The sequence below is a fragment of the Pseudomonas sp. Irchel s3f10 genome (assembly GCF_900187515.1).
Lineage (GTDB): Bacteria > Pseudomonadota > Gammaproteobacteria > Pseudomonadales > Pseudomonadaceae > Aquipseudomonas > Aquipseudomonas tensinigenes.
Genome location: NZ_FYDZ01000018.1, coordinates 54,531 through 77,047 on the forward strand (window position 1 = coordinate 54,531; position 22,517 = coordinate 77,047).

The window sequence follows — 22,517 nt, forward strand, 5'->3', positions numbered from 1 at the left end:
TGCCTTATAAAGGCGTGGTGGAGACACCCGCCGCAGCGTAGTTTTGGAAACTGTTCATCTGCCTGGCAATCTGCGAAATCTTGCTTGCGTAGTTAGGGTCGGTGGCGTAACCGGCCTTTTGCAACTCGCGTACAAACTGTTCTGGGTTATCGGCAGACTTCACGACATCTTGATAGCGATTATTGGACTGCAGCAAAGTCACCAGATCGTGGAAGCTGTCCTTGTACGAGGCGTAGGAACGGAACTCGGCCGTCTCCTTGACCATCTCGCCATTGCGGAACTCGCTGGTGATCGCCCGGGCCGAATCGCCCTTCCAGTTGCTGCTCGCCTTGATGCCGAACAGGTTGTGGCTGCTACTGCCATCCTGGGCGCGCATGACCGACTTGCCCCAACCGGTTTCCAACGCAGCCTGCGCCACCAGATAACGCGGATCGACGCCGATGCGGTCGGCAGCTTCCTTGGCCATCGGCAGCATGGTGTTGACGAACTCGTCGGCGGAACTGAAGGCTTTCTTCGCCGGCGCGAGCGGAATCTGCGCCATGGCGCGACCGTAGACCTGCATCTGGCCGCCAGAGGCTTTTTCGCCCTCGGCGCGCGCCAGCCAGTCGCCGTTGTACAGCGGCCCGGCACCGGTCGTGGCTGCGGTCGTGGCGCGCTGCGGCAATTGCGTTGCGACTGCCGGTGTGGCCGACGGCACTAGCCCGGCGAGCAAACGATCAGCCAGTTTCGGCGGCAAGGCCAGACGACGCTGGTTGATCATTTCCATGTCATTGCGATGAGCGAGTTGCGTGTTCGGTGCGTTTACCGAACGCGACGCCCACAACGGACGCTCGCCATTGAGGCGCGACAACGGGCCGTTGGTGGCAACGGTGCCAGCGGCAACCGGTGTGACCACGGCCGCGGCTTTTGCCTTGGCCTCTTCCTGCTTGGCCGCGGACGCAGCAGCGGCTTCGCCCGGCGCCAGCGGTTTGTTCTTCGACATCTGCCGCATCAGCACGTCGGCAAGGCCAATACCACCGCCCTCGCGGGACATGGAAACGGCCAGTTGCTGGTCGTACATTTCCTGATACTGCTTGGCCGCCGGCGTGTTGAGCGGGTTGTCTTCACCCAAGGCATTGGTCGCCGAGCGCATCGATTTGAGCATTTCGCCGAGGAACAGCGACTCGAATTCCTGCGCCACTTTGCGCAGGTTCGCATCGCTGTTCTTGTCGCCGACCTTGAGCTGATTCAGGCGATTGAGGTCCGAGTAGGAACCCGAATCGCTGCTGCTGACCAGACCGCTCTTGCGCATATCCATAACGGTCGGCCTCAGATCACGATCAGGTCGGCTTGCAACGCGCCGGCCTGCTTCAAGGCTTCGAGAATCGCCATCAAGTCACCCGGTGCCGCGCCGACCTGGTTCACCGCACGCACAATCTCGTCGAGGGTGGTGCCCGGGCCGAACTTGAACATCGGTTTGGCTTCCTGCTCGGCATTCACCCGCGAGCGCGGCACAACAGCCGTCTGACCGTTGGACAGCGGACCCGGCTGGCTGACGATCGGATCTTCGGTGATGGTCACAGTCAGGCTGCCGTGGGTCACGGCGGCTGGCGACACTTTCACGTTCTGGCCGATGACGATGGTACCGGTACGCGAGTTGATGATGACTTTCGCCACCGCCTGACCCGGATCGACTTCGAGGTTTTCCAGGATCGACAAGTAGTCGACGCGCTGACTCGGATCGAGCGGCGCAGTGACACGGATCGAACCGCCGTCGATGGCTTGCGCAACGCCAGGGCCGAGCATGTCGTTGATCTTGTCGACGATACGTTTGGCGGTGGTGAAGTCGGAGCGATTGAGGTTCAGCGTCAGGCTGTTGCCCTGGTTGAAACCGCTCGGCACCGAGCGCTCCACCGAGGCACCGCCCGGGATACGACCGGCCGACGGAACGTTGACGGTGATCTTCGAACCGTCTCGCCCTTCGGCATCGAAACCGCCAACCACCAGGTTGCCCTGAGCGACCGCGTAGACGTTGCCGTCGATACCCTTGAGCGGGGTCAGCAACAAGGTGCCGCCGCGCAAGCTCTTGGAGTTACCGATCGAGGACACCGTAATGTCGACCTGCTGACCTGGCTTGGCGAACGCCGGCAAATCGGCACTGATCGACACCGCCGCGACGTTTTTCAACTGCACGTTGCCCGATCCCGGCGGCACCTTGATGCCGAACTGCGAGAGCATATTGTTGAAGGTCTGCAGGGTGAACGGGGTTTGCGTCGTCTGGTCGCCGGTGCCGTTAAGCCCGACCACCAGGCCGTAACCGATCAACTGGTTGGAACGCACGCCGGAAATGCTGGCGATATCTTTCAGCCGCTCGGCATGGGCAGCAAAAGCGGCGGACATCAGGGTCGCCGCCAGCATGAAGCTTTTCAGATTCAACGTAGCCACCTAGAAAGGGAACAGCGGGCTGAGGAAGAAACGGTCGAACCAGCCTGGCTGACTCGTATCGGCAAACGCGCCGGTACCCGAGTAGGTGATGCGTGCATCGGCGACCCGGGTCGACGACACGGTGTTGTCCGTGGCGATGTCATCGGCGCGTACCAGGCCGGCGATGCGTACCAGTTCGTCACCGGTGTTCAGCGTCAGCCACTTCTCGCCCCGCACGGCGATGATGCCGTTGGGCAGCACGTCAGCGACGGTCACGGTGATCGAACCGGTCAGGCTGTTGCTCTGCCCGGACTTGGCGTCGCCCTTGGTCGAACGGTCAGCGCTATAGCCGGCGTTCAGACTCAGGTCACCGCCACCAATCGGATTGTTGGTGGTCAGGCTGGAGCCGAACAACGAAGTCAGACCGACACTGTTATCGCTGTTCTTGTCCATCTGCGAGTTGGCGTTCTTGCTCGCCTGTGTGCGCTCGTTCAGGGTGATGGTGATGATGTCACCGACCCGGAAAGCCTTGCGGTCGCTGTACAGGTTCTGCTCGAAACCGGCCTGATAGATCGAGCCGTTATTGGCCGCTGCCGGCAACGGCGTGCGCGGCAACACCGGGGCGTAGTAAGGGTCATTGGGCTTGGGCGTCGGGGCGACGCAGCCCGCGAGCGAGACGACCCCACTCAATGCCAGAACAGATACAAAGCGATTCATGACCCTACCTCACGGTGTTGCAGGCGACCTCATGGCCGCCTCATAGACTTGATTACAGATTCTGCGTTACGAACGAGAGCATCTGGTCAGCGGTGGAGATCACCTTGGAGTTCATCTCGTAAGCGCGCTGAGTGGTGATCATGTTGACCATCTCTTCAACAGTGCTGACGTTGGAGGTTTCCAGGGTGTTCTGCAGGGTGGTACCGAAACCGGCCAGACCCGGGGTGCCGACTTGCGGCGCGCCGGAAGCGGCGGTTTCCAGGAACAGATTGTTGCCCACGGCTTGTAGACCGGCCGGGTTGATGAAGTCGGCGGTTTGCAGATTGCCGATCACCTGAGACGCGGCGTTGCCAGCGACAGTGATGGACACCGTGCCGTCACGGCCGACGGTGAAGGTCTGGGCATCGTTCGGAATGACGATGGCCGGTTCCAGAGCGAAACCGCTGGCGTTGACGATCTGGCCGTTGGAATCGAGGTGGAAAGTACCGTCACGGGTGTAGGACGTGGTGCCGTCCGGCTGCAGAATCTGGAAGAAACCGCGACCGTCGATGGCCATGTCCAGCGGTTGCTCGGTAGTTTGCAGGCTACCGGCGGTGAAGTTTTTCTGGGTGCCGACGATGCGCACACCGGTACCCAGTTGCAGACCCGACGGCAGTTCGCTGTCCTGGGTCGACTGAGCGCCTGGCTGACGCTTGATCTGGTAGAGCAAGTCCTGGAACTCGGCGCGATCACGTTTGAAACCCGTGGTCGAGACGTTTGCCAGGTTGTTGGAAATGGTGGTCAGGTTGGTGTCCTGGGCGGACAGACCGGTTTTGGCAACCCATAGAGCCGGAAGCATTCGATTCTCCTCGTGCGCCTGTTTTTCGGCGCGACGTTCTGATAATTAGCTGATCTGCAAGACCCGAGCCATGGCCTGGTCGTCGTCTTTGGCGGTGTTCATCATCTTGACGTGCAACTCGAACTGCTTGGCCAAGGCCAGCACCGAGGTCATCTCTTCCACGGCATTGACGTTGCTCGACTCGAGGAAACCCGACACCAGCTTGACGTTGGCATCAGCCTGCGCCGGCTGGCCATCCTTGGTGTAGATCGAGCCGTCGAGGCCCTTGTTCATGTTCTTGATGTCCGGGTTGACCAGTTTGATCCGGTCGACTTCCGCCATGACGCGCGGGCCTTCGCCCATCGCACGAATACTGATGGTGCCGTCTTCACCGACCTCGATCTGCTGCTCGGGCGGCACGGCGATCGGACCGCCGTTGCCGATCACCGGCATGCCGTTGCCGGCACGCAGAACGCCGAGGGCATCAACGTTGAGGCTGCCGGTGCGCACGTAGCTTTCGCCACCGTTAGGGTTCTGCACGGCAATGAAACCGTTGCCGGTGACGGCGACGTCGAGGTCACGACCGGTCTGCACCAGCGAGCCCGGGGTGAAGTCGGTGGCGGGCCGTTCGCTCATGGCAAACGCACGCGCCGGAAAGCTGTCACCGAACACCGGCATCGAACGCGCCTGCTCCAGGTCGCGCTGAAAACCGTTGGTGGAGATGTTCGCCAGGTTGTTGGCATGCGCCTTTTGCGCCAGCGCATTCTGGCTGGCGCCGGTCATTGCCACATAAAGGTACTTGTCCACACTCTTTCCTCTGCATGCCGGACGTTTGCCGCCCACCGCTGTACTGCTGAGCCATAAGCAATTTGCAGACCAACTTTTTTCTGGCGCACAAAGGCCCGGTAAACAAAGGACTTGAGGGATGGCGAAGGGAAATTGGAAATGTATCGAAGTCGAAAAACCGGCGGTGTTATGCCGCTTGGCGGCAATCCCTCGAATGATCGTTCCCACGCTCCGCGTGGGAATACCTCAATGGACGCTCTGCGTCCGCTTTGGGACGCGGAGCGTCCCGGGCTGCATTCCCACGCAGAGCGTGGGAACGATCACGTGCTGCCCGACTCTTTGCCGACTTCATATTCACGCAGCTTGTTGGCAATGGTGGTGTGCGAAACCCCAAGCCGCTTACCCAGCTGCCGACTGCTCGGATGTTCGGAATACAACCGTTCCAGCACCGCTTTTTCGAATCGCCCGACAATCTCGTCCAGCCCCCCCTCCAGCGAAAAATCGCCAAGCGGCTGACGCACGCCGTAATCCGGCAGACGAATATGCTCGGCCTTCACCGTGCCGCCATCACACAGCGAAACCGCCTGGAACAACACGTTCTCCAGTTGCCGCACATTGCCCGGCCAATGGTAATGACTGAGCCGATCCATCGCCGCCGGCGCCAGTTTCGGCAGCGAACAGCCGATCTGCCGACTCGCCTGATCAAGGAAATGCTCGACCAGCGGCGTTAGTCCGTCGAGGCATTCACGCAGCGGCGGGATGTGCAGGGACAGCACGTTCAAGCGGTGGTACAAATCCTGGCGAAACTCGCCGCGTGCGCACAGTTCGGACAAGTCGACCTGCGTCGCACAGATGACCCGCACATCCAGATAAACCTCTTCATCACTGCCGACCCGGCGAAAGCAACCGTCCTGCAAAAAGCGCAGCAACTTCACTTGAAGACGCGGGCTCATCTCACCGACACCGTCAAGAAACAGCGTGCCGCCCGCCGTCAATTCCAGCAGCCCGAGCTTGCCTTCGGCGCGCGCACCTTCGAACGCGCCCGGGCCGTAACCGAACAACTCGGTCTCGGCCATCGACTCCGGCAAACCTGCGCAGTTGAGCGCCATCAGCGGCGACTGCCCGCGCGGACTGGCGAGGTGACAGGCGCGTGCGAGCAATTCCTTACCGGTGCCGGTTTCGCCCTCGATCAATAGCGGCGCATCCAGCGGAGCCATACGCCGCGCTTCACGCACCACAGCCGCCATCACTTTCGAACTCTGGAAGATGCTGTCGAAGCCCCGCAGCTCCTGCTTGCGCACGTTGTAGATGCGCTCGCCCACTCTGTCGGCGCGATGCAAGGTCAACACTGCGCCGGCCATGGCTTCACTGTCGTCGTGCTCCGATTGCAGCGGCGCAATATCGGCGAGAAAGATGTCGCCCTTGACCTTGACCCGCATGCCGTTGATTCGCGATTTGTTGGCGCGCACCAGTTCCGGCAAGTCGAAATCTTCGGCGTAGCGCGACAGCGGAATCCCCGGCACTTCATCGACACGCACGCCGAGCAACTGCGCCGCCGCACGGTTGGCCGCCACGATCGAGCCACCCATATCGATCGACAGCACTGGAAACTCCAGCGCGCCGAGCAAGGCGTTCAACTCCATGTGCCGTCGTTCGCTGGGCATCAGCCCTACCCGCTTGACGCCGAACACCCCGGCGATCGCCTCGAACTTCGGCCGCAGCGCCTGGAACTGGATGTTGATCAGGTTCGGGCAGTGCAGGTAGATCGCATTGCCGTGCTCGCCACCGACCTCGCCGCGCGCGACGTTGATGCCGTAGGCGACCAGCAGGTTGAGAATGTCGCGCAGGATGCCGATGCGGTTCTGGCAGTGGACTTTGATGCGCATATAAATCGCCTGAATAAACGATGAGAAACCTGTAGGAGTGAGCCTGCTCGCGATGGCTTTGGGTCAGTTGATATTGATGCTGACTGATACACCGCTATCGCGAGCAGGCTCACTCCTACAGGGGGACCGCGCCAGACTTTTCTGTGGCGGCACGCAGATAGTTGTCAAGATTATGTGACAGCCAACCGCCTTTTCAAACCCATGAATCACTGCATACGCGAGATATCCGCCAAACCGTAACGAAAACTTTACGAATTAAAAAGAAATTTCCTACGCGCAGGCCATTCAACCTGCTGCACATCAACCCGCTCTCAGGTAATTCTGAGTCCATCGCTGGACATAACAAGAACGAATTCCCCTAGCAGGAGAGCAGTATGAAGCAGACGCGATACGTGGCCCGCGAGCCCGATGCGCAAGGTTTTATCGACTACCCCGCCGAAGAACACGCGGTGTGGAACACGCTGATCACTCGCCAGTTGAAAGTGATTGAAGGGCGTGCCTGCCAGGAGTACCTGGACGGTATCGAAAAACTCGGTCTGCCCCACGACCGCATTCCGCAACTGGGCGAGATCAACAAAGTGCTCGGCGAGACCACCGGTTGGCAGGTTGCCCGCGTTCCGGCACTGATCCCCTTCCAGACCTTTTTCGAACTGCTGGCCAGCAAGCAATTTCCGGTGGCGACGTTCATTCGCACCCGCGAAGAGCTCGACTACCTGCAAGAGCCGGATATTTTCCACGAGATCTTTGGTCACTGCCCGCTGCTGACCAACCCGTGGTTCGCCGAATTCACCCACACCTACGGCAAGCTCGGCCTGCAAGCGACCAAAGAAGAACGCGTGTACCTGGCGCGCCTGTACTGGATGACCATCGAGTTCGGTCTGGTCGACACCCCGCAAGGCAAACGCATCTACGGTGGCGGCATCCTGTCTTCACCGAAAGAAACCGTTTACTCGCTGTCGGACGAACCCGAGCATCAGGCCTTCGATCCGCTCGAAGCTATGCGTACGCCGTATCGCATCGACATCCTGCAACCGCTGTACTTTGTCCTGCCGAACCTCAAGCGTCTGTTCGACGTGGCCCATGAAGACATCATGGCCATGGTTCGCCAAGGCATGCAGCTGGGTCTGCACGCACCGAAATTTCCGCCGAAACCGAAAGCCGCGTGAACCGCGACTTTTGCTGACAATTGAGCCTGTCAGTTGCCGTCACTTTGGTTTAGCGTGACGGCATTGACGGCTCAAACGCTTAATAAAAAAAACACACTCGATTTCAGGAATACGCCATGTCCACTTTGAACCAAGCCCACTGCGAAGCCTGCCGCGCCGATGCGCCACAAGTCAGCGACGAAGAACTGCCGATTCTGATCAAGCAGATCCCTGACTGGAACATCGAAGTACGCGACAGCATCATGCAACTGGAGAAGGTCTTCCTGTTCAAGAACTTCAAGCACGCGCTGGCGTTCACCAACGCAGTCGGCGAGATCTCCGAGGCCGAAGGTCACCACCCGGGCCTGCTGACCGAGTGGGGCAAAGTCACCGTGACCTGGTGGAGCCACTCGATCAAAGGCCTGCACCGCAACGACTTCATCATGGCCGCGCGCACTGACGAAGTGGCCAAGACTGCAGAAGGACGCAAGTAATGCATTTCGACGCCATCGGCCGGGTACCCGGCGACCCGATCCTCGGCTTGATGGAGGCGTATGCGCAGGACGGCAACCCGCGCAAATTCGACCTGGGCGTTGGCGTCTACAAGGACGCTCAAGGCCTGACGCCAATCCCGGAAGCGGTGAAACTCGCCGAAGCGCGCCTCGTCGAAAGCCAGGACACCAAGACTTACATCGGTGGCCACGGCAACCCGCTGTTCGGCAAAGTCATCAACGAGCTGGTGCTGGGTGCCGACTCGAAGCTGATCGCCGAACAACGTGCCGGCGCCACCCAGACCCCGGGCGGCACCGGTGCCCTGCGTCTGGCGGCTGACTTCATTGCTCAGTGCCTGCCGGGTAAAGGCGTATGGCTGAGCAACCCGACCTGGCCGATCCATGAAACGATTTTCGCTGCGGCCGGGGTCAAGGTCAGTCACTACCCGTACGTGGGTAGCGACAATCGCCTAGACGTCGAAGCCATGCTCGCCGTGCTCAATGAAGTGCCGAAAGGCGATGTGGTGCTGCTCCACGCGTGCTGCCACAACCCGACCGGTTTCGATTTGAATCATGACGACTGGCAGCGTGTACTGGACGTGGTGCGCAGCCGCAATCTGCTGCCGCTGATCGACTTTGCCTACCAGGGTTTTGGCGACGGTCTGGAGCAGGATGCTTGGTCGACTCGGTTATTCGCGGCAGAAGTGCCCGAGCTGCTGATCACCAGTTCCTGCTCGAAGAACTTCGGCCTGTACCGCGACCGCACCGGTGCGCTGATCGTCTGCGCGAAAACCGCCGACAAGCTCATCGACATCCGCAGCCAACTGGCCAACATCGCCCGTAACCTGTGGTCGACGCCGCCGGATCACGGCGCGGCAGTGGTCGCGACCATCCTCGCCGACCCGGAGCTGAAAGCGCGCTGGGCCGATGAAGTGGAAGCGATGCGCCTGCGGATTGCGCAACTGCGCAGCGGCTTGGTTGAAGCACTGGAACCGCATGGCCTGCGCGAGCGTTTTGCGCACATTGGCGTGCAGCGCGGCATGTTCTCTTACACCGGGCTGTCGCCGGAGCAAGTGAAACAATTGCGTGAGCACCACAGCGTGTACATGGTCAGCTCGGGCCGGGCTAACGTCGCCGGTATCGACGCCACCCGCCTCGCCCTGCTGGCCGAAGCCATCGCCAACGTCTGCAAGTAATCCCTCCCATGCTCGTTCCCACGCTCCGTGTGGGAATGCAGCCCGGGACGCTCCGCGTCCCAACAGCGGACGCAGAGCGTCCATTGAGGCATTCCCACGCAGAGCGTTGGAACGATCAACCCGCCGACTTTGCTCCCCTGCGGCCATCTGTCGCATTAATTTGAATTAAAAGTCTGATTGTCATTTTTCCTGCTGTATCCTGCGCAGGCTTTCAAGAAGCGCGGATCTACCAGATCTATCAACAGACTTAGCGAGGAGCGCAACCATGCACGAGATTCCTAATCTCCCCTTCCCAAGCCTGCACGTACCTGAGCAGACGACCACGCAACAAGCCGGCGCGGGGCAACCCGAGCCGAAAGAAGCCGTTGAGAGCCGCACGGCCGACAACGAAGAGTAAGACCCGTCGTACAGACCGTGTGGAAAGCGCTAACATGCGCTTTCCACACTGCCTGAAACCCGAGCCCGCCATGACCGACGAATTCTCTGAAAGCCAAGCTGCCGTACTGATCGGCGCCACCGAGAAAATGATCGAGATCTGGAACCGTCTCTCGCCCGAGAAACAAGCCGCCCTGCTCGCCCGTTTCGGCAGCGAAGAAAATGCCCTGGCGGCGCTGGTCACCACACAACTGGTTGCCCCGGCCAAATCCTGAAGCGTCCACCCGGCAAATAGTTTTACTTTTCCCGCCCCAGATCCGTCCGCGCCGGTATCATAAGCAGCCTATCTAATCTGCCGCTCCGTGGATCGTTACCCATGTCGTCCTCTATGCCAGAACCCCAGCGCCCCCTGGCGGTCACGCTGCAAGTTGTTTCCATTGTCCTCTTCACCTTTATCGGTTACCTGAACATCGGCATTCCGCTCGCGGTGTTGCCAGGTTACGTCCACAGCGATCTGGGCTTTGGCGCAGTGATCGCCGGTCTGGTGATCAGCGTGCAATATCTCGCCACCCTGCTCAGCCGTCCGTATGCCAGCAAGATCATCGACAACCAGGGCAGTAAACGCGCGGTGATGATTGGCCTCGCCGGGTGTGGTTTGAGCGGTGTGTTCATGCTGATTTCGGCGTGGACACCGAGCATGCCGATGTTCAGTTTGATCAGTCTGTTAATTGGCCGTCTGGTGCTGGGCAGCGCGGAAAGCCTTGTCGGCTCCGGCTCGATCGGCTGGGGCATTGGCCGGGTCGGCGCAGCAAACACCGCCAAGGTGATTTCCTGGAACGGCATCGCCAGTTACGGCGCACTGGCGGTTGGCGCCCCGTTCGGCGTGTGGCTGGTCGGCCAGTTGGGATTGTGGAGCATGGGCGTCAGCATCATCCTGCTGGCGATTCTTGGTCTGGCGCTGGCCTGGCCGAAAACCGCCGCGCCGATTGTCGCCGGCGAACGCCTGCCGTTCATGCATGTGCTCGGCAAAGTGTTTCCCCATGGCTGCGGTCTGGCGCTGGGTTCGATCGGCTTCGGCACCATCGCCACCTTCATCACTCTGTATTACGCCACCCAGCATTGGGACAACGCGGTGCTGTGCCTGAGCCTGTTCGGGGCCAGCTTCATCGGTGCGCGATTGCTGTTTGGCAACCTGATCAACCGCCTCGGCGGCTTTCGCGTGGCGATTGCCTGTCTGTCGGTGGAAACCCTCGGCCTGCTGCTGTTGTGGCTGGCGCCGGACGCACATTGGGCGTTGGCCGGTGCGGCGTTGAGCGGGTTTGGTTTCTCGCTGGTGTTCCCGGCGCTGGGCGTGGAAGCGGTGAACCTCGTGCCCGCCTCAAGCCGTGGCGCAGCCGTTGGCGCCTATTCGCTGTTCATCGACTTGTCGCTGGGGATCACCGGGCCATTGGCCGGGGCGATTGCGGCAGGATTCGGTTTTGCCTCGATCTTCCTGTTTGCTGCCCTCGCCTCGCTAAGCGGCTTGGCACTGAGCGTGTATCTGTACAAGCACACCGCCAAGTATCGCGAAGACTAGAAGTCCACTTTGCCGCGCCCGGCCTTGATGCTGCCGCGCTTGGTTTTCGATTCGAGCCGACGCTTCTTTGAGCCGAGGGTCGGCTTGGTCGGACGGCGTTTCTTTTCGACTTTGGTCGCGCTGAGGATCAGCTCGACCAGACGCTCCAGCGCATCGGCGCGATTGGCTTCCTGCGTGCGATATTGCTGCGCTTTGATGATCAACACACCGTCGCTGGTGATGCGGCTGTCACGCAGCGCCAGCAGCCGCTCCTTATAGAACTCGGGCAACGACGAGGCCGTTATGTCGAAGCGAAGGTGCATGGCACTGGAGACCTTGTTGACGTTCTGCCCACCGGCGCCCTGGGCGCGAATGGCCGTCAGTTCGATCTCGGCATCCGGCAGATGCACGTTGTTGGAAATCACCAGCATGGAAAAGCGTCCGTAATCAGAACGCGCAGGATACCGCGATTAGCCGCAAAGCGACCTGCGGCCTGCAGGCGCAACTTCCGGTGCACTTATGTCGAGCGTCATTTCGAGTTACCCTTGCGACCTGTAAAACTACCCGTTTAATGCAGGAAGCAGACTTATGAGCAACAAGGCAGTTATCGTTTTTAGTGGTGGCCAGGACTCTACGACCTGCCTGATCCATGCACTGACCCATTATGATGAAGTCCACTGCATCACGTTCGACTATGGTCAGCGTCATCACGCAGAAATTGAAGTGGCGCAGCAGCTGTCGAAAAAGCTCGGTGTGACCGTGCATAAAACGCTGGATGTGTCCTTGCTCAACGAGCTGGCCATCAGCAGCCTGACCCGCGATAACATTCCGGTGCCGACCGTGAACAGTTCCGGCGAGAGCCTGCCAAGCACCTTCGTTCCAGGGCGGAACATTCTGTTTCTGACCCTGGCTTCTATCTATGCCTATCAAGTCCAGGCCAAAACGGTCATTACCGGTGTCTGTGAAACCGACTTCTCGGGCTATCCCGATTGCCGGGACGAGTTCGTCAAGGCTTTGAATAAAGCCCTTGAATTGGGCATGGATTACAAGCTGCAACTGGATACGCCATTGATGTGGCTGAACAAGGCAGAAACCTGGGCCTTGGCTGATTACCACCATCAACTGGATCTGGTTCGCGAAGAAACACTGACTTGCTACAACGGCATCAAAGGCACTGGATGTTCCGATTGCGATGCCTGCAATCTTCGCGCAAAAGGCTTGAATGAGTTCCTGAACAATAAAGTGCAGGTCACTCAACGCTTGAAAGAGAAACTTGGCTTAAAGTAATACTGCAACAAGGAGCGCTCACTCAAGCATGCCGAGTGAGCGCCCTCCTCTCTTTATTGCGTCTGCGCACCCGTCAGGTACTTCTTGAACAATGATCTTGCGCCGTAGGCCGGCAAGATATTAAAGAAGGCAAAACCTACCTTGATTGCGATCTGAACGTAGATCATGCCCAGTATCGCGCTATTCTCCATCGTCCCGTAGAAAGCGATGTAGCAGAACAGAAAGCTGTCGATGATCACAGCAAACAATGTGCTTAAAAACACTCGCAAAAACAGAAACCTGGAATTTGTGAGTTCTTTGATTTTGCACAACAGGTACGAGTTTATGTTCTCGGAAACCAGAAACGATATAGAAGACGCTACCAGGACTGCGGACAACTGACTGATAACATCATTGTAAGCCCCATCGAGTTTCCAGCCCGGCAGTCCCGGAAGATGGGTAGTGATGGCCAGCAGAATGATAATCGCGGCATTACTGATGAATGCGAACAGGATCGCTTTTCGCGCGAGCCTCAGGCCAAACGTTTCGTTGAGCAAGTCGACGATCAGGAATGTCAGCGGATAGAGGAAGGTGCCCGGCGTTACGACAATATCGAAATACTCGAGGTAGATCGGTTTTGTCGCTGCAATACTGGTAAAAATGTAAAGCGTGAACAGCATCAGGTTCAGGATAATGTAGATCATCCAGGAACTCTCATGCCGGTCATTGATTTCGTAGGCAGTGAGTGCACCGCCCTGGGAGTAAAACTTCTTGTAGAGGTTTTTCACTTCGATTTTATTCAGATTATCCATAATCTCACTATTCAACACTTCACTTAGCTTTATTTTAATTATTTTGCCTGTCGCGATGACCATGATAACGGCCAGGCTTTTTCCATTTTCGAATCCCAGCAACTTGTACTTGCTGTTTTCCAGCTCAACACTGCAATCCATTAAATCGTTCCTCGATTACATCTCCGATCACGCATACACGATCCGTATCAAAGTTGCCTTCATGGCTTATAGATAACTTCGCTGTGATTTTGTCATACACCAGCTTTTCCCTGTCGCTGGTCGACGCTCCTTTCTGCACGATCAACAGATCGCCGGGTTCATTCATGCCGCTGATTTCATTTTCCAGCAAAACGCCAATCAGGTTAAAGGACGCGCCAAAATAGTAAGTCAGTGGATAAATCGTGGCCAACTCGCCAATTCTTTTGTCCAGACTTTGCAGCAGCATACTTTCCTTGATAACAGGCACCGCCGCCGGATTCATGTTCCCCTGTGGCGAAATACTGCTTTCGATGATTTCCTTTTCTTCAAAATCAATCGTCTCTATTTCTTCGTAAGACACCCCGAAGAAATCAGAGATCTTGCGCACAGTGGACTGCTGTACGTTGACCACCTTGCCTTCAAGGATGTTGTAGATGGTCGTTCGGGTCAAACCACTGGAGTTGCACAAGGACAGCTGCGTCTCCCCGCGACTCTTTATCAGGTATTTGATGTTGTTCTTCAGATTCTCCGATCTTTCTCTTCTGTGCATCACATGCTTATCATCCATTTTTAACTGCAATCAATGTCACGTCCCGAATGATCATTCCGGACATACACAAGTGAGGTAGGAAATTGCAGTTATATCCCTGTCAGTGCCGCGCAGGATCATAGCATTCTCCCTCCCTGGGTTCGGTATAAAAAGTCAGCTTTCACAGGCTGCTTCCGCCAACGTGCGGGGTCATTTCAGCCTCCTCACTGACTCGTCAGTTCCTGTCGACTTCCACCCAAGGCCTGAAAATCGTCCCCGGGCAATGGTTGTTTTACACCCGACGCGACCACAAAAAGAATCATTTTCTTTGAATAATGTTCATTTTTTTGATTAATTCTGTGGCGTTCCTCACTGAAAAATCTATGATGCGTCAATCCGGCGTCGCATTCTCAAGAGTGAAAGAACGAAAAACCGGGAGGCCTGTACAGGGTTTAGTTTTGCGCGCACAGCGGTCAAAACACGGATTCGCCTGTACAGATCTGGCAAGCAAGGACATGCGCAAATCACGCAAAACCAGGGAAGGAATCAAGCAATGGCAGTCATTACTGAACCGCTCAAGAACCAGGCTGACTTGCTGCGACGCGGCCTGGCAGATCTCCGCGCAGAAGACGCCGAACTGGCGGCAATTCTCGACGCTGAAGTCACGCGTCAACAGCACACGCTTTCACTGGTCTCCTCCTCCTGCGCAGTCCAGCCGCGAACCTTGGCGGCCTCCGCTTCCGTGCTGGTCAACGTGACCGCTGAAGGCATGTCCGGAAAGCGCCACAGCGCAGGGTGCGAGAACGTCGAGCGGGTCGAATCGCTGGCCATCCGCCGGGCGCGGCAACTGTTCGGCGCGCAATACGCCAACGTGCAGCCACACTCAGCGTCGAACGCTGTTTATCAGGTGCTCACGGCGTTGCTTGAGCCTGGCGATACCTTGCTGGGCATGGCGGTGGAACACGGCGGTCATCTCACGCATGGCAGCCTCGCCGCGTTTTCCGGCGCCTACTACAAGGCGATCCAGTACGGCACGACAGCAGACGGTCTGATCGATTACGACAAAGTGCGCCTGCTCGCACTCGCCCATCGCCCACGCGTCATCCTCTGCGGCGCCAGCGCCTATTCGCGCGAAGTGGACTTCAAGCGCTTTCGCGAAATTGCCGATGAAGCCGGGGCCATCCTGCTCGCCGACATTTCGCATATCGCCGGGCTGGTCGCCACCGGACGACACCCGAGTCCGATCGACGCCGCCCACGTCACCGTCACCTGCACGCACAAGCAACTCGCCGGGCCTCGTGGTGGGGTGATTCTCAGCGGTGCTGATGCGAACACCAAGATTCCTGGCTTGCGGACCACCTTCAGTCGCCTGCTTGATCAAGCCGTTTACCCGCGAATGCAGGGCGCGCCTGCTGCCAACATGATCGCTGCGAAGGCTGCCGCGCTGGGTTATGCAATGTCCGCAGCATTCGATGCCTGCATGGCGCAGATCCGCAGCACGGCGGATGAAATGGCCAAAGCGTTTCAGGCCAAGGATTATGAAGTGGTCGGCGGCTGCAGTGAAAACCACACGGTGCTGGTTCGCTTGCGGGGTGGCATCACGGGCGCTATCGCGGAGGCGGCGCTGGGGCACTGCGGGATCATCGTCAGCAAACATCGCGTACCCGACGATCCTCGTTCGGCATTTGTCACCAGCGGGCTGCGTATCGGCACGGGCGCGCTGGCGCAACGCCGGGTCGATGTCCACGGCAGCCGCCAGATCGTCGATTTGATCGTGCGGATTCTGAACACGGTGGCGCCGCTCGGCGAACAGGATTACACCCTGGAACCCCTACTCCTCGCGCAGTTTCGTTCAGAGGTCGAAACCCTGTGCAGGGACTATCCTTTCGCCGACTATCAATAGCGCTTCAACATTTGCATCCATAAAAAACCCGGCGCTCAGGCCGGGTTTTGTGTTTCTGCGTCAGCGTTTACTTGGCAGCACCTGCCGCGTGCACGGCCTGCTGCGCACCGCGCTTGTTCTTGATCACGTAGCAGACCCACATGAACACGACCCACAGCGGAATCGCATACACCGAGATCTGAATGCCCGGGATCAGCAGCATCACGCCGAGGATGAACGCGACGAACGCCAGGCAGATGTAGTTGCCGTACGGATACCACAGCGCCTTGAACAGCGGCGTCTGCTGGGTCTTGTTCATGTGCTGGCGGAACTTGAAGTGCGAGAAGCTGATCATCGCCCAGTTGATCACCAGCGTTGCAACCACCAGCGACATCAGCAGTTCCAGCGCGTGCTGCGGAATAAAGTAGTTGAGCAACACAGCGACCAGCGTCACCGCCGCCGAAGCCAGAATCGAACGCACCGGCACGCCGCGCTTGTCGATCTTCGCCAGACCTTTCGGCGCATCGCCCTGCTCGGCCATGCCCAGTAGCATGCGGCTGTTGCAGTAGGTGCCGCTGTTGTACACCGACAACGCTGCGGTCAACACCACAAAGTTGAGGATGTGCGCGGCGGTGTTGCTGCCGAGCATCGAGAACACTTGCACGAACGGGCTGCCGCTGTACGAATCGCCGGACGCGTTGAGGGTTTCCAGCAGGCTGTCCCATGGGGTCAGCGACAGCAGGATCACCAGTGCACCGATGTAGAAAATCAGGATCCGGTAGATCACCTGGTTGATCGCTTTCGGGATCACGGTTTTCGGCTTGTCGGCTTCAGCGGCGGTGAAACCGAGCATTTCCAGACCGCCGAAGGAGAACATGATGATCGCCATGGCCATCACCAGACCGCTCACCCCGTTCGGGAAGAACCCGCCGTGTGACCACAGGTTGGTTACCGACGCTTGCGGGCCGCCGTTGCCGCTGACCAGCAGGTAGCTGCCGAGCGCAATCATGCCGACGATCGCCACAACCTTGATGATCGCGAACCAGAACTCGGCTTCACCGAAGACTTTGACGTTGGCCAGGTTGATCGCGTTGATCAGCACGAAGAAGGCTGCCGCAGAGACCCAGGTCGGGATGTCCGGGGCCCAGTAGTGGATGTATTTGCCGACCGCAGTCAGCTCCGACATGCCCACCAGAATGTACAGAATCCAGCAGTTCCAGCCCGACAGGAAACCGGCAAAGCCGCCCCAGTACTTGTGCGCGAAATGGCTGAAGGAACCGGCCACCGGCTCTTCGACGATCATTTCGCCGAGCTGGCGCATGATCATGAAGGCGATGAAGCCGCAGATGGCGTAGCCGAGGATCATCGACGGGCCGGCGGATTTCAGTACCCCGGCCGAGCCGAGGAACAATCCGGTACCGATCGCGCCACCGAGGGCGATCAGTTGAATATGGCGATTTTTCAGGCCGCGTTTCAGCTCGCCTGATTGCGAGGGTTGTCCACTCATGAAAAAGGTCTCACGCAAGGTTTGATGATGTTCAGTAGACGTTGCTGCCAGGTTGCGATTTCAAGCAGCCCCGATCAAACCCCAGCGCAGGCACCAGGAGTTCAGCTTATTTACAACGGTCATGCGTCACCTGTTTGTTTTTATCTGTGACGAAATCGAACCCGAAACGCTTGTGGCGCCACGGAGTGAACAAGGCGGATAGCCTTGAGATTTTTGCGATTACGCAGAGGGTCACAGTTAAAACGCGGCGCATTGTACACCGCTAACCCCCTGCTGCCAGACCCCGCTGGATCAGCGTGATGGTTGCCGGGATTGCGTGTGTCCGCCTCGAGACACTCGAGCGGCTGCAAAAATTGAGTCAGGCCTTTGCAGGCCATCGGCGTGGACGAGGAAAAAACCGTCCCACGGAGAGAGGTGGAGATCAGTCGCGGCGTTCATTGCGCCTCCTTCTTGTTATGCACCTGCACGACAGGCATGGGGCGCATCTCACCCTGCAAACGGCGCTGAAACAAGCGTGCCAGAGCCTTGCCCGACCCGCGGCGGAGCAGGCTGCGGCAGCTTTTCCTTACAGCGGTCATGAAGGGTTGGTTTCACTAGGTTTGATCGGGTTTTCCGTAAACATTTCTTTACGATGCGTAACGTAGAATTTCCATTTCAGAAAATTCTGTCGGACGTCTGCAAATTGACGGTCGCTAGCTTGCTAATGAAAACCACGACTTAGTTTTTTGTTTTCAAATAAGAAAAACCCAGTAAAAAAACAGAATAAAAAGTCTATTTAAAAATTAAATGAATAATTTTTTGCATTACAAAAAACCCTGAACTAGGTTCTTCACGTCTTGCCGGCCACCTCGACCGGCCAGTCACAACCGTGAAAGTCATCTAGGAGATCGACCATGCAAGCACTGGAAAAAGACTTGGATACCGAACTGCAACTGGACGAATGGTTTGAAGCACCGACCCACGAGGCAGCAGTAGAAATGATGCAAGCCGACGCGGTAGTTCCGTTCGGCACGGCGATGTGGCCTCTGTAAGACATCCCCGGGCAGGCACGATCCGGCCGGTCGTGCCTGCCGCTTTCTTCACGGTCAGTCAGGGAGGACTCATGGATAAGCCCCGCGCGATCTCGCATTTCCTTTACTACCTCGAACACCACCCCGCCCTTGCCGGCCTCGACTCGGCGAAGGTATTGCTCGGCCACACAGCTGATTACCAAGCGCTGACCGGCGCGATCGCCGAACAGGCTGGCGATCATCCTCGTTTCCAGTTCAGCGCCCGACGTCTGGACCTGGAAAGCACTGCAGCGCTGACCTCGGCAATCACCGACAGCGATCTGTACATTTTCTTCTACGACTCTTCCACCCTGCCCAACCCGCGCCCCGACGGCCCGGAATTCGTCCGCGCGCTGCAAGGCGTGATGGCAGAAAACTGGAAGAAGTCGCTGCTGTTCAAGGATTACGGCGAGTATTTCTACGACACCTTCAGCGTCACCCCGCAACGCATCGCCGGGCTGAACAGTCACCTGATTCAGCGTATGTCCCAAGCGACCACGCTGAGTTTCAAGGACGACGACGGTTCATGGTTTGAAACGCCGCTGAGCAGCATCAAGAAGTGGACCGACATCAACGGCATCGGCAACTTCGACCTCGCCCCCGGCGAAATCGCCACACACAGTGAAGCCATCAACGGTCATGTGAAGTTCAAAGGCACGTTCCTCAGCACCATCCCGTTCGCGCGCAAGTACGGCGTGCTGGAGTCGCCGCTGGAGCTGTGGATCGAGAATTCGACGATCAGCCGCATCGCCACCGAGGTGCCGGGGCTGGAGCATGATTTCAACAAGTACCTGGATGCCAATCCGTCGAACCGGCGGATTGAGGAGTTGGGGATTGGCACCAATGAAGGCGTGAAGGATTTGTATGCGCGTAATGCCGGGTTTGAGGAACGGCATTGTGGGTTGCACCTTGGGTTGGGCGGTGGCGCCAAGGGTAGTCATCATCTGGATCTGATCTTTTCTGGCGGGGTGTTGGCGCTGGATGACAAGCCGGTGTTTGACGGGCGCTTTGTATTCTGACTTTAAGCTTTGTGTTGATGCCAGCGACGTCATCGCGAGCAGGCTCACTCCTACAGAGGAACGCATTTCAAATTGTAGGAGTGAGCCTGCTCGCGATAGCAATCTCTCAACCACTACAACTCTTTCGCCAGACGAAAAAAAACGCCAACCCTGAGGTTGGCGTTTCTGCTTTGGCTTGACGCTTGCCGCTAGAAGCTCACAGCTGCCTTATTCCGGTTTCTTGCGACCAAACCCCGGACGCTGACCGGAACCTGCCGGTGCGCCACGACGCTTGCCCGATGGCTTGTCGCCATCTACCAGCTTGATCCCCGGACGCTTCGGCGCAGGTTTGGCCGGACGCTTGTTGGTGGTGTCCGCTGGACGATCCGCCACTGGCGTACCACGACCGGCAGGAGCACCGCGCTCGCCACGTTCAGTACGACCGTTGGCCGGACGCGGAGTGCGCTCGCCGTCACGGGCGACTGGCTTGCGACCTGGACGCTCACCTTCGATCTGCGGCTCACGGCTTGGGCGTGGGCCGGTCGGCGCGCCAGCGGCTGGACGCAGCGTACGTACGCGCTCGGTCTTGGCCATCGGACGCGACGATTTACGCTGCATGCGCTCAAGCTTGTCTTTGCTCTTGGCGTTCAGTTGCGGCATCGCTACCGGCGTCAGGCCGACTTCAGCACTGAGGATGTCGACTTCGTACTGGCTCATTTCGCGCCAGCGGCCCATTGGCAGGTCGGAGTTGAGGAACACCGGGCCGAAACGCACGCGCTTCAGACGGCTGACCACCAGACCTTGGGATTCCCACAGACGACGAACCTCACGGTTACGGCCTTCCATCACCACGCAGTGGTACCAGTGGTTGAACCCTTCGCCGCCCGGTGCCTGTTTGATGTCGGTGAACTTGGCCGGGCCGTCTTCCAGCACCACGCCAGCCTTCAAACGCTCGATCATCTCGTCGTCGACTTCACCGCGTACACGCACGGCGTACTCACGGTCCATCTCGTAGGACGGGTGCATCAGGCGGTTGGCCAGCTCACCGTCGGTGGTGAACATCAGCAGACCGGTGGTGTTGATGTCGAGACGACCGATGTTGATCCAGCGCCCCTCTTTCGGACGCGGCAGCTTGTCGAACACGGTCGGACGGCCTTCCGGGTCGTCACGGGTGCAGATCTCGCCATCGGGCTTGTTGTACATGATCACGCGGCGCACCGATTCGGCCGCCTCTTCGCGCTTGATCACCTTGCCATCAATGGTGATCGCGTCGTGCATGTCGACGCGCAGACCGAGGGTGGCGTCTTTGCCATTGACCTTGATCCGGCCCTGGCTGATCCAGGATTCCACGTCACGGCGCGAGCCGACGCCGATACGGGCGAGGACTTTCTGCAGCTTTTCGCCTGCTGGGCCGATTTCCTGGTCGTCTTTCTGAATGATGTCGCTCATCTGGGCACCTCCCGGTGTGGTCTGTTCAGGCGGCGCCTGAAGCATTGAAATCTGGGTACTCAGCCGAAGGGATCGGCGAAGGGTCGCGAATCATACGCGGATGTGCGCCGTCGCGCATCAGAGACTAGCTGATCGATCGACAGTTATTTGTTTTTCCGCCGACCGGCGTTGCCGAGTTTGATCAGGCGCAGCGCGGCTTCGGCCAGTACGGTGCGCTTGTCGTCCTTGTCGAGTTTCTTCCAGGCTTTGATTTCGCGCTTGCTGCGGCCGCAGCCGAGGCAGATGTCGTCGCTGAACTTGCAGAGGCTGATGCACGGGTCTTTGGTGGAACTCATCGCAGTCTCCAGAAACACACAAATCCCTGTAGGAGTGAGCCTGCTCGCGATAGCGGTGTGTCAGTCGACATCTTCTTGGCAGCTACACCGCTATCGCGAGCAGGCTCACTCCTACAGGGGATCGCGGTGGTTTTGAGGGCGGCTCAGCCTTCGAATTCGCGGCGTTCGGCTTCGATGGCTTCGGCCAGGGCGCGGGCCTCGGCTTCTTCTTCGCTTAGCTCCGGTTCGGGTTCTGGCGCCGGTTGTTCGAGGGCGGCGACGGCGGCCAACAGCTTCTCGCGGGCTTCGGCGACGCCAAGAATGTCCTCTTCCGGTTCGGCTTCTGGCTCAGCTTCAAGTTCAACTTCAATGATTGGCTCGGCGATCTGCGGCGCAGGCTCAGTCTCGATTTCTGCTTCAGGCGTCGGCACCTCACCATCCACCGCATCCCGCAGCAAATCATCAAAGTCGGTCTTGATCCCCTCCTCCATGCTGTCCAGTTCCAGCAGCAAGGTATGGAAACTGGTCTCTTCCTTCTCTTCCTCCGGCTCGGCGCTGGCATCGGCCAGTTCCTGCAAGCCCTGCGGGACCGGCGCGTCGTCGAAATCGAGCACCGGGTCGGTTTCCATTTCGCGCAATTCAGCCAGCGGCGGCAGGTCTTCGAGGTTCTTCAGGTTGAAGTGATCGAGAAACATCTTGGTGGTGGCAAACATCGCCGGTTTGCCCGGCACGTCGCGGTAGCCAACGACGCGAATCCACTCACGCTCCAGCAAGGTTTTGACGATGTTGCTGTTCACCGCCACACCGCGCACGTCTTCAATCTCGCCCCGAGTAATCGGCTGGCGATAGGCGATCAGCGCGATGGTTTCCAGCAAGGCACGGGAATAACGCTGCGGTCGCTCTTCCCACAAGCGACCGACCCACGGCGAAAACTTCTCGCGGATCTGCAAGCGGTAGCCGGACGAAACTTCTTTGAGCTCGAACGCGCGGCCCTCGCAGGACTTGCCCAGCAGGGTCAGGGCTTTCTTGAAGACCGCAGGCTCGGGCCGCTCGCCTTCTTCGAACAGTTCAAACAGGCGCTCAAGGGATTGCGGCTTTCCCGAGGCCAACAGAAAGGCTTCAAGCAGGGGCGCCAGCTCGCGGGGTTCAGTCAGGTTCAT

General features: G+C 58.6%; 23 protein-coding genes. 10 read left to right on the forward strand and 13 right to left on the reverse strand.

Annotated features, from left to right (window positions below; translation table 11 throughout):
* Nucleotides 1-4: 4 nt before the first annotated feature.
* The 6 genes from flgJ to CKW17_RS26425 form a co-directional block, all read right to left on the reverse strand.
* Complete coding sequence (gene flgJ, locus CKW17_RS26400) at nt 5-1,297, reverse strand: flagellar assembly peptidoglycan hydrolase FlgJ (protein WP_095122741.1); 1,293 nt, start codon at nt 1,295-1,297, stop codon at nt 5-7.
* An 11-nt stretch (nt 1,298-1,308) separates the two neighbouring features.
* Complete coding sequence (locus tag CKW17_RS26405; protein WP_163013628.1) at nt 1,309-2,397, reverse strand: flagellar basal body P-ring protein FlgI; 1,089 nt, start codon at nt 2,395-2,397, stop codon at nt 1,309-1,311.
* Between the two features lie 27 nt (nt 2,398-2,424).
* Nucleotides 2,425-3,120 (reverse strand): flagellar basal body L-ring protein FlgH, encoded by a 696-nt coding sequence (gene flgH, locus CKW17_RS26410; RefSeq protein ID WP_007920116.1) that lies wholly within the window; start codon nt 3,118-3,120, stop codon nt 2,425-2,427.
* A gap of 52 nt (nt 3,121-3,172) precedes the next feature.
* Entirely contained in the window at nt 3,173-3,958 is a 786-nt protein-coding gene (gene flgG / locus CKW17_RS26415; RefSeq protein ID WP_007920118.1) for a flagellar basal-body rod protein FlgG, read from the reverse strand.
* Between the two features lie 45 nt (nt 3,959-4,003).
* Nucleotides 4,004-4,744, reverse strand: a complete 741-nt coding sequence (locus CKW17_RS26420) for a flagellar basal body rod protein FlgF (protein ID WP_038363771.1) — start codon at nt 4,742-4,744, stop codon at nt 4,004-4,006.
* Between the two features lie 299 nt (nt 4,745-5,043).
* Nucleotides 5,044-6,609, reverse strand: coding sequence for a sigma-54-dependent transcriptional regulator (locus tag CKW17_RS26425; RefSeq protein WP_095050155.1), 1,566 nt, complete (start codon nt 6,607-6,609; stop codon nt 5,044-5,046).
* 374 nt (nt 6,610-6,983) lie between these two features.
* Between CKW17_RS26425 and phhA the strand changes: the two genes are divergently transcribed.
* The 6 genes from phhA to CKW17_RS26450 all read left to right on the forward strand — a co-directional run bounded on the left by phhA (nt 6,984) and on the right by CKW17_RS26450 (nt 11,392).
* The gene (gene phhA, locus CKW17_RS26430) at nt 6,984-7,775 is read left to right on the forward strand and encodes a phenylalanine 4-monooxygenase (RefSeq protein ID WP_095122745.1); all 792 of its coding nucleotides are present in this window, start codon (nt 6,984-6,986) and stop codon (nt 7,773-7,775) included.
* Between the two features lie 116 nt (nt 7,776-7,891).
* Nucleotides 7,892-8,248 (forward strand): 4a-hydroxytetrahydrobiopterin dehydratase, encoded by a 357-nt coding sequence (locus tag CKW17_RS26435; protein ID WP_003222798.1) that lies wholly within the window; start codon nt 7,892-7,894, stop codon nt 8,246-8,248.
* Nucleotides 8,248-9,441, forward strand: a complete 1,194-nt coding sequence (locus CKW17_RS26440) for an amino acid aminotransferase (protein ID WP_095122747.1) — start codon at nt 8,248-8,250, stop codon at nt 9,439-9,441. The genes CKW17_RS26435 and CKW17_RS26440 overlap by 1 nt, the downstream gene beginning before the upstream one ends.
* Nucleotides 9,442-9,706: 265 nt before the next feature.
* Nucleotides 9,707-9,838: a hypothetical protein gene (locus tag CKW17_RS30635; protein WP_256586328.1), complete on the forward strand. Its 132-nt coding sequence runs from the start codon at nt 9,707-9,709 to the stop codon at nt 9,836-9,838.
* A gap of 70 nt (nt 9,839-9,908) precedes the next feature.
* Nucleotides 9,909-10,091 carry a hypothetical protein gene (locus CKW17_RS26445; protein ID WP_025113527.1) on the forward strand — a complete coding sequence of 61 codons (183 nt, stop codon included), beginning with the start codon at nt 9,909-9,911 and terminating at the stop codon, nt 10,089-10,091.
* Between the two features lie 113 nt (nt 10,092-10,204).
* Nucleotides 10,205-11,392, forward strand: a complete 1,188-nt coding sequence (locus CKW17_RS26450) for an MFS transporter (RefSeq protein ID WP_176470124.1) — start codon at nt 10,205-10,207, stop codon at nt 11,390-11,392.
* On the opposite strand, the gene arfB is transcribed toward CKW17_RS26450, so the two are convergent.
* A complete protein-coding gene (gene arfB / locus CKW17_RS26455; RefSeq protein WP_095122751.1) occupies nt 11,389-11,802 on the reverse strand; it encodes an alternative ribosome rescue aminoacyl-tRNA hydrolase ArfB in 414 nt (137 codons plus the stop codon). The two genes, CKW17_RS26450 and arfB, sit on opposite strands and share 4 nt — an antisense overlap.
* A 157-nt stretch (nt 11,803-11,959) precedes the next feature.
* Here arfB and queC point away from each other — a divergent pair, with 157 nt between their 5' ends.
* Nucleotides 11,960-12,658, forward strand: a complete 699-nt coding sequence (gene queC / locus CKW17_RS26460) for a 7-cyano-7-deazaguanine synthase QueC (RefSeq protein ID WP_095122753.1) — start codon at nt 11,960-11,962, stop codon at nt 12,656-12,658.
* Nucleotides 12,659-12,711: 53 nt separating this feature from the next.
* Here queC and CKW17_RS26465 read toward each other — a convergent pair whose 3' ends face one another.
* The gene (locus tag CKW17_RS26465) at nt 12,712-13,590 is read right to left on the reverse strand and encodes a queuosine precursor transporter (RefSeq protein ID WP_007919658.1); all 879 of its coding nucleotides are present in this window, start codon (nt 13,588-13,590) and stop codon (nt 12,712-12,714) included.
* Complete coding sequence (locus tag CKW17_RS26470) at nt 13,574-14,179, reverse strand: helix-turn-helix transcriptional regulator (RefSeq protein WP_095122793.1); 606 nt, start codon at nt 14,177-14,179, stop codon at nt 13,574-13,576. The genes CKW17_RS26465 and CKW17_RS26470 overlap by 17 nt, the downstream gene beginning before the upstream one ends.
* Nucleotides 14,180-14,711: 532 nt before the next feature.
* Between CKW17_RS26470 and glyA the strand changes: the two genes are divergently transcribed.
* A complete protein-coding gene (gene glyA, locus CKW17_RS26475) occupies nt 14,712-16,061 on the forward strand; it encodes a serine hydroxymethyltransferase (RefSeq protein WP_095122755.1) in 1,350 nt (449 codons plus the stop codon).
* 67 nt (nt 16,062-16,128) lie between these two features.
* On the opposite strand, the gene CKW17_RS26480 is transcribed toward glyA, so the two are convergent.
* On the reverse strand, nt 16,129-17,547 hold the full coding sequence (locus tag CKW17_RS26480; protein WP_095122757.1) for an amino acid permease: 1,419 nt from the start codon (nt 17,545-17,547) through the stop codon (nt 16,129-16,131).
* A gap of 893 nt (nt 17,548-18,440) precedes the next feature.
* On the opposite strand from CKW17_RS26480, the gene CKW17_RS30440 reads away from it, so the two are divergent.
* Together CKW17_RS30440 and CKW17_RS26485 are read left to right on the forward strand one after the other, a co-directional pair.
* Nucleotides 18,441-18,578, forward strand: coding sequence for a hypothetical protein (locus CKW17_RS30440; protein WP_003222780.1), 138 nt, complete (start codon nt 18,441-18,443; stop codon nt 18,576-18,578).
* 71 nt (nt 18,579-18,649) lie between these two features.
* Nucleotides 18,650-19,615: a leucyl aminopeptidase gene (locus CKW17_RS26485; protein ID WP_095122759.1), complete on the forward strand. Its 966-nt coding sequence runs from the start codon at nt 18,650-18,652 to the stop codon at nt 19,613-19,615.
* 207 nt (nt 19,616-19,822) lie between these two features.
* Here the strand turns inward: CKW17_RS26485 and rluB are convergent, their stop codons facing one another.
* From rluB to scpB, 3 genes are all read right to left on the reverse strand, one after another.
* Complete coding sequence (gene rluB, locus CKW17_RS26490) at nt 19,823-21,043, reverse strand: 23S rRNA pseudouridine(2605) synthase RluB (RefSeq protein ID WP_095122761.1); 1,221 nt, start codon at nt 21,041-21,043, stop codon at nt 19,823-19,825.
* A gap of 143 nt (nt 21,044-21,186) precedes the next feature.
* A complete protein-coding gene (locus CKW17_RS26495) occupies nt 21,187-21,378 on the reverse strand; it encodes a DUF1289 domain-containing protein (RefSeq protein WP_095122762.1) in 192 nt (63 codons plus the stop codon).
* Nucleotides 21,379-21,521: 143 nt separating this feature from the next.
* Nucleotides 21,522-22,517 (reverse strand): SMC-Scp complex subunit ScpB, encoded by a 996-nt coding sequence (gene scpB / locus CKW17_RS26500; protein WP_095122764.1) that lies wholly within the window; start codon nt 22,515-22,517, stop codon nt 21,522-21,524.